Annotated in this window: 23 protein-coding genes; all 23 read left to right on the top strand. The window is 41.9% G+C overall.

The features are described 5' to 3' along the window. Positions 1-84: 84 nt before the first annotated feature. The 23 genes from AAZR93_RS14450 (at position 85) to lysC (ending at position 9,609) form a co-directional block, all read left to right on the top strand. Positions 85-879 carry a ParB/RepB/Spo0J family partition protein gene (locus AAZR93_RS14450; protein WP_434720215.1) on the top strand — a complete coding sequence of 265 codons (795 nt, stop codon included), beginning with the start codon at positions 85-87 and terminating at the stop codon, positions 877-879. Continuing rightward, entirely contained in the window at positions 876-1,700 is an 825-nt protein-coding gene (locus AAZR93_RS14445; RefSeq protein WP_434720214.1) for a replication protein, read from the top strand. The genes AAZR93_RS14450 and AAZR93_RS14445 overlap by 4 nt, the downstream gene beginning before the upstream one ends. Continuing rightward, on the top strand, positions 1,700-2,428 hold the full coding sequence (locus tag AAZR93_RS14440) for an ATP-binding protein (RefSeq protein ID WP_241542631.1): 729 nt from the start codon (positions 1,700-1,702) through the stop codon (positions 2,426-2,428). Before AAZR93_RS14445 ends, AAZR93_RS14440 begins: the two co-directional genes overlap by 1 nt. Before the next feature lie 14 nt (positions 2,429-2,442). Next, positions 2,443-3,288, top strand: a complete 846-nt coding sequence (locus tag AAZR93_RS14435; RefSeq protein WP_434720213.1) for a helix-turn-helix domain-containing protein — start codon at positions 2,443-2,445, stop codon at positions 3,286-3,288. Between the two features lie 34 nt (positions 3,289-3,322). Then, positions 3,323-3,526: a hypothetical protein gene (locus AAZR93_RS14430; RefSeq protein WP_434720212.1), complete on the top strand. Its 204-nt coding sequence runs from the start codon at positions 3,323-3,325 to the stop codon at positions 3,524-3,526. Positions 3,527-3,537: 11 nt separating this feature from the next. Further along, on the top strand, positions 3,538-3,744 hold the full coding sequence (locus AAZR93_RS14425) for a hypothetical protein (protein ID WP_434720211.1): 207 nt from the start codon (positions 3,538-3,540) through the stop codon (positions 3,742-3,744). Beyond that, entirely contained in the window at positions 3,737-3,961 is a 225-nt protein-coding gene (locus tag AAZR93_RS14420) for a MarR family transcriptional regulator (RefSeq protein WP_434720210.1), read from the top strand. The genes AAZR93_RS14425 and AAZR93_RS14420 overlap by 8 nt, the downstream gene beginning before the upstream one ends. Then, complete coding sequence (locus tag AAZR93_RS14415) at positions 3,948-4,238, top strand: hypothetical protein (protein ID WP_434720209.1); 291 nt, start codon at positions 3,948-3,950, stop codon at positions 4,236-4,238. Before AAZR93_RS14420 ends, AAZR93_RS14415 begins: the two co-directional genes overlap by 14 nt. 1 nt (position 4,239) lies before the next feature. Then, entirely contained in the window at positions 4,240-4,491 is a 252-nt protein-coding gene (locus tag AAZR93_RS14410) for a hypothetical protein (RefSeq protein ID WP_434720250.1), read from the top strand. After that, positions 4,421-4,708, top strand: a complete 288-nt coding sequence (locus tag AAZR93_RS14405; protein WP_434720208.1) for a DUF551 domain-containing protein — start codon at positions 4,421-4,423, stop codon at positions 4,706-4,708. Before AAZR93_RS14410 ends, AAZR93_RS14405 begins: the two co-directional genes overlap by 71 nt. Further along, positions 4,708-5,031: a hypothetical protein gene (locus AAZR93_RS14400; RefSeq protein WP_434720207.1), complete on the top strand. Its 324-nt coding sequence runs from the start codon at positions 4,708-4,710 to the stop codon at positions 5,029-5,031. Before AAZR93_RS14405 ends, AAZR93_RS14400 begins: the two co-directional genes overlap by 1 nt. Then, a complete protein-coding gene (locus AAZR93_RS14395) occupies positions 5,028-5,186 on the top strand; it encodes a Lar family restriction alleviation protein (protein WP_434720206.1) in 159 nt (52 codons plus the stop codon). The genes AAZR93_RS14400 and AAZR93_RS14395 overlap by 4 nt, the downstream gene beginning before the upstream one ends. A gap of 210 nt (positions 5,187-5,396) precedes the next feature. After that, entirely contained in the window at positions 5,397-5,846 is a 450-nt protein-coding gene (locus AAZR93_RS14390; RefSeq protein WP_272684488.1) for a hypothetical protein, read from the top strand. Further along, positions 5,843-6,037, top strand: coding sequence for a hypothetical protein (locus AAZR93_RS14385; protein WP_434720205.1), 195 nt, complete (start codon positions 5,843-5,845; stop codon positions 6,035-6,037). Before AAZR93_RS14390 ends, AAZR93_RS14385 begins: the two co-directional genes overlap by 4 nt. After that, positions 6,034-6,201 (top strand): hypothetical protein, encoded by a 168-nt coding sequence (locus AAZR93_RS14380; protein WP_164717584.1) that lies wholly within the window; start codon positions 6,034-6,036, stop codon positions 6,199-6,201. Before AAZR93_RS14385 ends, AAZR93_RS14380 begins: the two co-directional genes overlap by 4 nt. A gap of 141 nt (positions 6,202-6,342) precedes the next feature. Then, positions 6,343-6,633 carry a DUF1364 domain-containing protein gene (locus tag AAZR93_RS14375; RefSeq protein ID WP_434720204.1) on the top strand — a complete coding sequence of 97 codons (291 nt, stop codon included), beginning with the start codon at positions 6,343-6,345 and terminating at the stop codon, positions 6,631-6,633. Beyond that, positions 6,630-6,995, top strand: a complete 366-nt coding sequence (locus tag AAZR93_RS14370; RefSeq protein WP_137022021.1) for a RusA family crossover junction endodeoxyribonuclease — start codon at positions 6,630-6,632, stop codon at positions 6,993-6,995. The genes AAZR93_RS14375 and AAZR93_RS14370 overlap by 4 nt, the downstream gene beginning before the upstream one ends. Further along, positions 6,985-7,176 carry a protein ninH gene (locus AAZR93_RS14365; RefSeq protein ID WP_166696319.1) on the top strand — a complete coding sequence of 64 codons (192 nt, stop codon included), beginning with the start codon at positions 6,985-6,987 and terminating at the stop codon, positions 7,174-7,176. Before AAZR93_RS14370 ends, AAZR93_RS14365 begins: the two co-directional genes overlap by 11 nt. Continuing rightward, complete coding sequence (locus tag AAZR93_RS14360) at positions 7,173-8,063, top strand: antitermination protein (protein ID WP_434720203.1); 891 nt, start codon at positions 7,173-7,175, stop codon at positions 8,061-8,063. Before AAZR93_RS14365 ends, AAZR93_RS14360 begins: the two co-directional genes overlap by 4 nt. 288 nt (positions 8,064-8,351) lie before the next feature. Beyond that, complete coding sequence (locus AAZR93_RS14355) at positions 8,352-8,681, top strand: phage holin, lambda family (RefSeq protein WP_434720202.1); 330 nt, start codon at positions 8,352-8,354, stop codon at positions 8,679-8,681. Beyond that, positions 8,674-9,090 carry a structural protein gene (locus tag AAZR93_RS14350; RefSeq protein ID WP_434720201.1) on the top strand — a complete coding sequence of 139 codons (417 nt, stop codon included), beginning with the start codon at positions 8,674-8,676 and terminating at the stop codon, positions 9,088-9,090. Before AAZR93_RS14355 ends, AAZR93_RS14350 begins: the two co-directional genes overlap by 8 nt. After that, on the top strand, positions 9,087-9,419 hold the full coding sequence (locus AAZR93_RS14345; RefSeq protein WP_434720249.1) for a hypothetical protein: 333 nt from the start codon (positions 9,087-9,089) through the stop codon (positions 9,417-9,419). The genes AAZR93_RS14350 and AAZR93_RS14345 overlap by 4 nt, the downstream gene beginning before the upstream one ends. Beyond that, positions 9,355-9,609, top strand: a complete 255-nt coding sequence (lysC, locus tag AAZR93_RS14340) for an Rz1-like lysis system protein LysC (RefSeq protein ID WP_434720248.1) — start codon at positions 9,355-9,357, stop codon at positions 9,607-9,609. The genes AAZR93_RS14345 and lysC overlap by 65 nt, the downstream gene beginning before the upstream one ends. Positions 9,610-9,645 lie beyond the last annotated feature (36 nt).

Raw genomic sequence — 9,645 nt, 5'->3', positions numbered from 1 at the left:
AAAACAACTGTATCAATAACCAGTGTTTATAACAAGGGAATTTATGGTTTCCCTTTTTTGATACAGCAAATCAATGGAGTAATTATGAGCTCTTTATCATTGCATTACAAATCTAAAAGTAAGAACGGTACGGAAACAACGGTTAAGAAAACCTATTTAGTGCCAGTTGCTGAGCTATATGTGGAAGAAGGCTATAACGTTAGAGAAATCGATCAGGAACATGTGATTGAGTTTCGTGATGCGTTTATTGCTGGTGAATATATCCCGCCTTTAGCTGTTCAAGTCACTGAAAATGGTATCAAGATTATTGACGGTCACCATCGCTATTATGGTGCATTGAAGGCCATCGAATCGGGTACTGAAATCCCCCGCATTGAGTGTAAAGATTTTGTCGGCTCTGATGCTGACAGAATCGCATTCATGATCACCAGCTCACAAGGTAAGCCATTAACTCCGCTCGAAAGGGCGGCAGCATATCAACGCTTAATTAACCAAGGTTGGGAGTCGTCAGAGGTTGCAAAGAAAGTTAAGCGCTCAGTTAAAGACGTTGATCACCACTTGCAGCTACTAGCCTGCGGTGACGAGCTTATTGATATGGTTCGCTCTGGTGAGGTCTCAGCAACAACCGCTGTGGCCTTATCGAAAGAACATGGCAATCAAGCTTCAACTGTAGCCTCTGAGCAAATGAGCAAAGCCAAAGCAGCTGGCAAAAAGAAACTAACACGTAGTGATGCCTTACCTCAATTCAGTGCAGTGAAGGCACGGCGTTTTATCCAAGCTGTATTAGATGCAAGTTTAGAGCTTCATGGGGAAGCAGGGGTGATCATGGAAGAGTACCGAACATTCTTATCTGAAAAGAATCAGGAGAAGGCATCATGAATACGGCAGAAAACAATATTTATCAATTCTCCAGAGGTGCTCCGGAGGAAAGATATATTAAGCCGGAGCAACCAAGAATGGCAGAGTTGGAAGATGGCTATACAAAGCTTGCCAATGAGTTACTTGAATCGCTGTCGTGCTGCAACCTTACGGCAAGGCAATTTAGAGTCATGTTAGCGTTAATTCGTAAAACTTATGGTTTTGGTAAGAAGAATGACCGAATAGCAGACTCTCAACTTGCGGAGGTATCTGGGCTATCAAGACAGAACGTTAACAAGGCAAAGAAAGAATTGATTTCAATGAATTACATCATTCTTGAGGATAATAAAATTGGAGTCAACAAAGAGGTTTCAGCGTGGAAAAATCAATCTAGAGACAGTGTCTCTAACTTGAAGACTAAAAATGTCTCTAACTTAGAGACAGATGAAGTCTCTAGATTGGAGACACACAAAAGAAATACTTTAAAGAAAAAAGAAACTATTAATACCCCTATATCCCCTAAGCAAAAATCTGAGCCTAAAAAACAGGGGTTCGACCCATTGGCTGAGGCAATACCTGAATGGCTAAATTCTGAGACTTGGAGAAATTGGGTTGAGTACCGGAAGGAAATTAAAAAACAGATTAAAACCAAACAGACATTTAGCGGGCAAATAAAATTACTCACTGAGTGCTATGAGCTAGGCTTTTCACCTGAAGAAATAATCAATAAATCGATTACCAATGGATGGCAGGGATTGTTTAAGCCAAAGACACCATACCAGCAAGCCAACCGCATTACCCAACCTAGTCGAACCCAAGAATTCATACCGGAGAACTTCTGATGAGCACAGGAATGCAAGCACTGGCTCGGTTTAGAAAACTGATGCCAGAACACATCAAGCCAAAGTTTGAAACACCTGAAGAACTCATGGCATGGCAACGAGAGCAGGGTGAAATTGATTCAAAGCGGATCACGGATGCAAATCGCGTTACTCGACTGAATAAAATCATGGGTCGCTCTGGAATTAACCCGCTTCACCTAGATTGCACATTCGATAACTACCAAACCACCACGCCTGAGCAGCAAACCGCATTACGCAAAGCCAAAAATTATGCAGAGAACTTTGGCAAAAACTTTGGCGGGTTCATTTTCAGCGGCAATGCAGGAACCGGAAAGAATCACTTAGCAGCAGCAATCGGGAACCACCTCATACAGCACGGTAAGAGCATTCTAATCGCTACACTGCCAGACCTAATGATGCGAGTACGCGAAACCTACCAGAAGGACGCTAAGACCTCAGAATCGAAACTAATCGATGACCTGTGCGAAGTTGATTTACTGGTGCTTGATGACGTTGGCGTGCAGCGAGGAAACCTCAACGAGGATTTAATTATCTTCCAAGTTGTAGACCGTCGATTAGCAAACAAAAAGCCAGTTGGGGTGCTGACTAACCTAGCGTTTGCAGAGCTTTCAAAGGTGCTGGGTGAGCGCGTTATTGACCGTTTAAGAATGGGTAGCCCGACAACGATTAATTTCGGGTGGGAAAGTTACCGTAGCCAAGTTAAGTAACCAAAGGAATTTAAATGAAACTAACGCATGAACAATTATTTACCATTCCAAAACCATCTCACTCAACTGAACTAGCAACCATCAAGCCATTACCAAAACAGGAAAAAATCACAGGCAACAAGCAGGTGGATGCCTACCTATGGGTAATGCGTGTTATTGGGTTAAATGAACCAGCTCACTTACCTAAAGCTGAAAAAGCCTTGGAAAAAATAACGATCACCCCGAAAGAAGCTCAAAAGGTATATGAGGAATATTTATATCAGGCGGGTGCTCATCCTTTTCAGGTGGTGTTTGGGATCATGGGGATTGATAACCCTAAGGACAAAATCAAAAAGGCAAGGGAAGCTATCGAGAAGGCTAAGCAAGTAAGGGGAGTTTTTGGAAATTACGACAATGCCTTTGAAGATGTTGAGGCTGAAAAACTAATCAAATCATCGCCAAACTACATTGATGATCCATTCTACGGCTGGACTAAAAAGGAAATTAAGCAAGGCTATAGAAAAGGCGGCGGCGATATTGAAAAGGAAAAAGAAGATAAAGCAAAGGGCTTTGTTGACGTGCTTCCTAACCCTGAAACATTAACTGATGTCGTTAGGGAAATGGACTACTGGAACTGGCTTTACCAGATGAGAAGTTCCGCTGAAAAGGAGATGGGATATCAATACGCAGGAGAGCAAGCGGATTATGTATATTTCCGTGAGCGTTGGCTTGAAACTCAGTTACAGGTTATTCGACCGATAGACCGAGAAGAGGCCAAAGCTATATGGCACTGGTTGCGAAATAGCGAAAACATGGAGTACCTACCAGAACGTGATGACGTTATTGATAACTTGATTGATTATAGCAAAATCAACAACTAAGCAGCCTAACACACCAAATCATAAGGACTTCTAGATGAATCTATTAACACATACCGTCACCAAGGTTTTAGGTGATCCGGTTCGCCATACCTACAAAAGCGATGATGGAACAGAAAATGAATATTACCTAACGCCAGTCGAGTGTGATTGCTGGGGTAATACTTCTAACACGAAAGTGATGACAAATACTCTTGAGCAAGCCAAGGCAATTAAAGTCGGCTATGAGTGGGAATCGTGAGGAGTTGAGTGATGAAAGGAACAACGTTAACAGACTTGAATTGGGCTTACGATGATCACGCATCAATCTTAGCAAACAGAAGAATGGCGTGCGAAGGATGGAAATCGATAGACAGTTACTTTTTTGAAGTTCATTTGCAAAAACAGAAGCTGTATCCGCGAGGAAAAACATTCATGAAATTGCTAACACTTTGTGGAGAGGCTGAATTTTATGACTAAAGGAACAAGCATTAAAGATTTAATGTGGATTTATGCAGACGAAAGAATGAGCGATAGGCAGCGGTACATAAAAAGCGGAAAGGGCAAGGTTAATTATAATCGTAAATTGTACAAAAATTATCGCTGTGAGCGAGTGATGAATAAATTACTGAATCTTGAACGTATTCAGTTTTACATCAATTCAAGCCAACGGGGGGCATCTAATGCAGGGAACTAATCAAAAAGACGGCATTAAGTTAGAAGTTATTTACATGGGTAAAGGAGATGACATTTGTGTGATTTTTCTCAAAGGGCCTGCACCAATAAATGTGTTGCAGGACATTGAAACTCAGCTACTAAAAGATGCCGACGAGTATGAAATGTTTACTGGGCATGGAAATTATCAAATCAGTGTAACGAGAGATAACGGTGAATATGATAGCTATGGTCGATGTGAAATTGCGCCTTATTGGGATTTCGATATCCAATCATTTGAGCCAATGCCGGAGGAATAGTATGCAGGGAACTAATCTAATCGAATTGAATATTGCGTACCGATTACAAGCTCTAAGAATGGCAAACCGAAGACTAATGAACGGGAAATCTACTGTTGAACATTTTGTTTCAGAATACCGTAAAAGCTATAAAAAACTTACTCCAAGAGGAAAAGCGTTTAAAAAAATAACCAATATTAACAATGCATTCTTCAAGAAGAGATTTGATGAAGAGAACATGGATATCAAAGGAGCTCAGAATGCAGGGAACTAATTGGGTTAAGTTTTCAGAGGAAATACCTGATTTGAACAAGCGACTTCTAATTATAGCTAACGGGAAGTTGATAAAGAATATTTACTATCTGGATATCGTCGATTGCGCTGAGTCATATCGATTTTTCCCGTTCAATGACGAAAGCCACTGGGTATCAAAGTTCAACGTAACTCACTGGATGTACTTAGACAGCATACCAATGCCAGAGGGTGAATGATGAGCATAGCAACAAATAAGGTTGATACACTCCTATCGCGAGCAGAAAAAATAGTATGGATGAAAATAAACGCGAAAGTCACTGACATCTTAAAATCCAACAATAATCCAGCAAAAGCATTTGTATGTGCAATGGGTGGTTGGTCGTTCTATGGCTCCGAAGGTGACAATCTAGACCCTAACGAAAATTACGCAGAGGAACTGGCATCACTGATTGAGAAATACGATGGTGCATTCAAATTAACTGGTGCGGGTTTTCATTGGAAACTAATTGATAGAAAGGTTATTCATGACTGCGATTGGTTAATAGGGAAAATAACATGAACGAACTCAAGAAATGCCCGTTTTGTAATGGCGAGACGAAAATTGACGGTCATATCTACATCACAATTAAGTGTCGCAAGTGTCGAATTCAATCAGCACCGAGACCAAGGGATGAGGCCATAGCAGCGTGGAACAGGAGAGCTAACAGTGAGTGATGGAATCATACATATCAGCCGCTATCGAATGTATCGACTCAGATTAAATGACGCTCGATATATTTACATGTCATGGCATCCGTATTGCGGTCCTACTATTTTCAAAGACAAATACGAAACCAGATGGATTGAAAATTGGTACGAAGATGAGCAAATTGTTGATGCTGTAAATTGGTTCGTTAACCGAGGCAAGAAAGCATAGGAGGCTAATTGACTGATGACATCTGTCTCCATAAATCCAATCTCAAAGGCATTTTCAAAACCCTCTCAGAAGTAACAGAAACCGGTAAACGTTACCGAATCAAAATCACCGAATGGCGTGAACTCAGAACAATACCAATGAACAAAACATGGCGTATGTGGATAGAAACCACAGGCGATTGGCTGCGTGCGCGTGGCGTTGTCATTGATATTAAAAATGGCGCTGGTGAGGTTGTTCTATCAAAGCCAATCACTAACGAAGAAACTCATGAGTATTTTGTTGGTCACTGGCTAGGTCGTGATGAAAACGGAGAGCGTGAGAAAACCCGCAAGATGGATAAAGCACGGATGCTCTACATGATGGAGAAACACGAAGAATGGTGCATTGAAAAAGGCATTCCAATCATCATCCCAAACGACAGCGAATACATGAAACTCAAGGAGCAGCAAGAGAGATGAATAGATTACAAATAGCGATAGCAGGGTTAGGCGCTAAGTTAGGGTTATCGTTGACCTCAAATCCAGAGCCATTTATCCCGTGGGTTATGGAAGATGAGCGCCATACTTACAGCTACCCCACATCAACTAAGCGCATCACAGGTCACGCAAAGATAAACCGAGCAGCCAAGAAGCGGAGGGCGAGAAAGTGAAGCTCATTATTACCAAAAATACTACCGAGCCTGATTGGCGAGTTCGTACACCATATGAAATTCAAGGTGAAGGTGGTGATTATTTTATTGTTAACCACAACGGACGAGTCTATTGGCTAGATGATTTAGCTAATGAAGGCATTGAGTGGGAGTACATTAAATGAATAAAGAGCGGTTAACAAAGGCACTCAAAGAAAACCCTGAATGGGTAAAACGATATTTAGGGTTAGATAAACCATCCAAGATACGAGTCAGACACGTAATTCTATTCTTTTCGATTGTTACTTTAGCTATGGGGTTTATATATGGCTAACTTACGTAAAGAAGCAAAAGGCAGAGAGTGCCAAGTCAGAATACCAGGAGTCTGCAATGGTAATTCTGAAACCGTAGTGGGCGCTCATTATCGAATGGCTGGATTATGCGGCACAGGATGCAAGCCTAGCGATTTATTTATAGCTTGGGCGTGCAGTGGGTGCCATGACGAAATAGACCGCAGGACGCGAATCACGGACGCTGAATACGCAAGGCAATGTCATTTAGAGGGAGTAATGCGAACTCAATCTGTATTGCTTAGCGAGGGGAAAATAAAGGCATGAAAGAATATCACCTTAAACTACCGTGGCCACCGAGCAATAATACGTATTGGCGACATTGCAGAGGCCGACACTACATATCACCTAAAGGCACAAACTACCGGCAGCAAATAACAGATTACATAGAACAGCAAAACCTAGATATCAAAACCACTTCCCGCATCAAAATAGTCATCACCGCAAACCCCCCAGATAAACGTAAAAGAGACCTCGATAACTTGCCTAAAGCTGTTTTCGATTCCCTCACTCACGCTAATTTTTGGGGTGACGACGAGCAGATAGATGATTTCCGAATAAGGCGCGGCGAGAAAATTAAAGGCGGATCCTTGGACATCACAATATGGGAGCTGAAAGATGCAGGCTGAAATCACAACTATTCCAGAACTTCTCATTAAGCACTACGGAAACATGACTGAGATTGGAAGGTTAATAAATACCACTCGAAATACAGTCAGAAAGTACGTTCATGATGTTAAAGCAGAAAATCATGTTGTTATTAATGGGCGGCTAATGACGAAGCACAAGGGCGCTAAGGTGATTAAATGAGACTCGCAGATTTACCCAAGTATTTTTCACCTAAAAGCCCAACATTTAGTGACTCTCCAGCCGCAACAGCTACTGATTCATTTTCAATTACCGATGTAATGGCCTCGCTTGGTTTGGCGACCTCTAAGGCGAGAATGGGTATTGAATTGTTTTTGGCGAAACACGGAATCAATAAGCCAGATGAAGCGGTGGAAAGTCTCTATCACTACGCACTAACTCAGGCGCATAAATACAGCGCACTCCAAAAGCTTAATGAAGATGATAGGTCATCAGTTCTGCAAATACTCGCAAATTATGCATTTCAGGACTATGCGAGAAGCGCAGCCAGTAAAAAGGCTTGCCCTGATTGTGATGGAGGGTTTATTGAAGCGGAGGTGTTTACAACAAAGCAGCACATGCATTTTGCAGCAAGAGAAATACTTAATTTCAATAGAAAGCTTGGCGTTAAAGTAAAGCCTTACGAGCACATGGAGCATAGAGCTATTCGTGACTGCGTTAAGGTCATTTGCAAAACCTGCAATGGTAAAGGTGAGGTTAGTCATTCGTGCAGGTGTAATGGGCGTGGCGAGGTGCTGGATAAAAAGGAAACCGAGAAACAAGGCATTCCAGTTTATAAAACATGCTGTAAATGCACAGGGCGTGGGTATTCACGATTACCAGCGGAAGATGTAAGGCGTGAAATCTGCGACAAGGTATTTGATTTACCTGAAACGTCATGGCGTAGAAATATTAAGCCATTCTATGAAATGTTAATTCAGGAATGCTTCAAGGAACAAGAAAACGCTGAAAAAGCACTATCAATTGTCACAAAAAGAGAAAGTATTACTATAAACCAACAATTTCATGGAAATATTCATTGCATGAATGGCGGTAGTGGACTATCATGATTCTAATGATGGGAATTTTGCATTTCATTATCCAAAGCAAAAGAAAATAGAGCCTCACTCCTGTGGGGCTTTGTTGTTTCTAACATATTGATATTGTTCCGTTATGGGAATCCCCATGGCGACAATTCCAACCCTCCGGAATTTCCGGATAGTTCACATTTCAGAGGTCGCCTAGTGCGGCCTTTTTTCGTATACGCCGCCACAGAATTCTAATCACACACACTTAATTGACGCATAGAGATTGTGCGCGGCTATCTATTAACTAAATTCCTCCTATGGGGGTGAGATATGAATAAGATGAATAACACTCCTGAATGGCTAGACCACATACTTGGTTGGATTATCTCAGTAAAAGAACAAGGAATGGGGGCGTTACTAGCCGGAGGTATGGCTATGTTGCGTGGAAAATATAATGGCGGAGGATGGAGAAAAACATCTATCGATGCCGTTATGTGCTCAGTCTTTGCTTGGTTCGCTAAAGATATTCTTAACCTATTCGGGATGAATACTGAGCTGGTTTATTTGCTGAGTGTATTTGTTGGGTATCTCGGCGTTGATTTCATTGGTCGTCTATTGCGTAAAGCGACGGCAAATAAGATTGGAGTATCTGATGAGTAAATTGTCCCGCGGAATTCGCAATAACAACCCAGGCAATATTGATTATAACAAAGCCAATAACTGGAAGGGTCAATTACCACACGACCCTAGTATTGAATCTCGTTTCTGTCGGTTCGAAAGTGTCGCTTATGGCATTCGTGCATTAATTACTTTACTTCGGACGTATCAGCGCAAGTACGGATTAAAAACCGTATCAGGCTTAATTAACCGCTGGGCTCCAGCAAATGAAAACAACACAGGTGCATATATTAATGGCGTGGCTAAAGAGTTGGGCGTATCGCCTACTGATATTGTTAGCCTTGACGATAAGGCAACCGCAATCAAACTGGCCAAAGCAATCATTCGTCATGAAAACGGCTCACAACCATATGATGAGGCTACGTTCGAAAAGGCGTGGAGCTTGTTATGATTTGGAAGGTTTCGGGTGTTTATCTCGTTTGTATTCTTCTGATGATTGGGCTTAATAGCTGGCAACTGTCGCGCATTGGCGATTTGGAAAATTCTAACGCTGAGTTAACCAAGTCACTAGCGCAGCAATCTCTTATATCTGATAACGCCTACACCTCAATATCTATCTTTGACCGTATCTCTGGAGCAACCATAGATGCTAAACAACAAAACACACTGGACGCACAGACAACCAAGAAAGACGTCAAAACTATTCTTGTGGATAATGATTGCGCTCCCGTTGCTGCTCCTGATGGCCTTATTAACCGGATGCGGCAATACAAAGACTGAATATGTATTAGCACCTCACATTCCTATCCCTGCAAGTTTAATCGCTGACTGCCCGATACCAGATATCCCCGACAAAATGACGTGGGGAGATATAGCTGAATACAACATTGAGTTGATGTCGGTAATTAAGGCGTGCAACTTGGACAAGAAAGCAATACGGGAAATTGAACAACAACGAGCCTCGCAATAGCGGGGCTTTTTAATGGATGCAATTCCGCCATATAAG

Source organism: Providencia sp. Je.9.19 (genome assembly GCF_051129765.1).
Classification (GTDB): domain Bacteria; phylum Pseudomonadota; class Gammaproteobacteria; order Enterobacterales; family Enterobacteriaceae; genus Providencia.
The sequence above is the reverse complement of the archived record's forward strand: the minus strand, read 5'-3'. Positions and strand labels throughout refer to the sequence as shown.

Coding starts and splice junctions, on each gene's coding strand:
- AAZR93_RS14365 (WP_166696319.1), top strand. CDS start 6,985: ATGCAGGCTGAAATCACAACTATTCCAGAACTTCTCATTAAGCACTAC.
- AAZR93_RS14370 (WP_137022021.1), top strand. CDS start 6,630: ATGAAAGAATATCACCTTAAACTACCGTGGCCACCGAGCAATAATACG.
- AAZR93_RS14405 (WP_434720208.1), top strand. CDS start 4,421: ATGCATTCTTCAAGAAGAGATTTGATGAAGAGAACATGGATATCAAAG.
- lysC (WP_434720248.1), top strand. CDS start 9,355: ATGATTGCGCTCCCGTTGCTGCTCCTGATGGCCTTATTAACCGGATGC.
- AAZR93_RS14345 (WP_434720249.1), top strand. CDS start 9,087: ATGATTTGGAAGGTTTCGGGTGTTTATCTCGTTTGTATTCTTCTGATG.
- AAZR93_RS14350 (WP_434720201.1), top strand. CDS start 8,674: ATGAGTAAATTGTCCCGCGGAATTCGCAATAACAACCCAGGCAATATT.
- AAZR93_RS14445 (WP_434720214.1), top strand. CDS start 876: ATGAATACGGCAGAAAACAATATTTATCAATTCTCCAGAGGTGCTCCG.
- AAZR93_RS14400 (WP_434720207.1), top strand. CDS start 4,708: ATGAGCATAGCAACAAATAAGGTTGATACACTCCTATCGCGAGCAGAA.
- AAZR93_RS14440 (WP_241542631.1), top strand. CDS start 1,700: ATGAGCACAGGAATGCAAGCACTGGCTCGGTTTAGAAAACTGATGCCA.
- AAZR93_RS14410 (WP_434720250.1), top strand. CDS start 4,240: ATGCAGGGAACTAATCTAATCGAATTGAATATTGCGTACCGATTACAA.
- AAZR93_RS14450 (WP_434720215.1), top strand. CDS start 85: ATGAGCTCTTTATCATTGCATTACAAATCTAAAAGTAAGAACGGTACG.
- AAZR93_RS14430 (WP_434720212.1), top strand. CDS start 3,323: ATGAATCTATTAACACATACCGTCACCAAGGTTTTAGGTGATCCGGTT.
- AAZR93_RS14415 (WP_434720209.1), top strand. CDS start 3,948: ATGCAGGGAACTAATCAAAAAGACGGCATTAAGTTAGAAGTTATTTAC.
- AAZR93_RS14435 (WP_434720213.1), top strand. CDS start 2,443: ATGAAACTAACGCATGAACAATTATTTACCATTCCAAAACCATCTCAC.
- AAZR93_RS14425 (WP_434720211.1), top strand. CDS start 3,538: ATGAAAGGAACAACGTTAACAGACTTGAATTGGGCTTACGATGATCAC.
- AAZR93_RS14395 (WP_434720206.1), top strand. CDS start 5,028: ATGAACGAACTCAAGAAATGCCCGTTTTGTAATGGCGAGACGAAAATT.
- AAZR93_RS14385 (WP_434720205.1), top strand. CDS start 5,843: ATGAATAGATTACAAATAGCGATAGCAGGGTTAGGCGCTAAGTTAGGG.
- AAZR93_RS14375 (WP_434720204.1), top strand. CDS start 6,343: ATGGCTAACTTACGTAAAGAAGCAAAAGGCAGAGAGTGCCAAGTCAGA.
- AAZR93_RS14355 (WP_434720202.1), top strand. CDS start 8,352: ATGAATAAGATGAATAACACTCCTGAATGGCTAGACCACATACTTGGT.
- AAZR93_RS14360 (WP_434720203.1), top strand. CDS start 7,173: ATGAGACTCGCAGATTTACCCAAGTATTTTTCACCTAAAAGCCCAACA.
- AAZR93_RS14420 (WP_434720210.1), top strand. CDS start 3,737: ATGACTAAAGGAACAAGCATTAAAGATTTAATGTGGATTTATGCAGAC.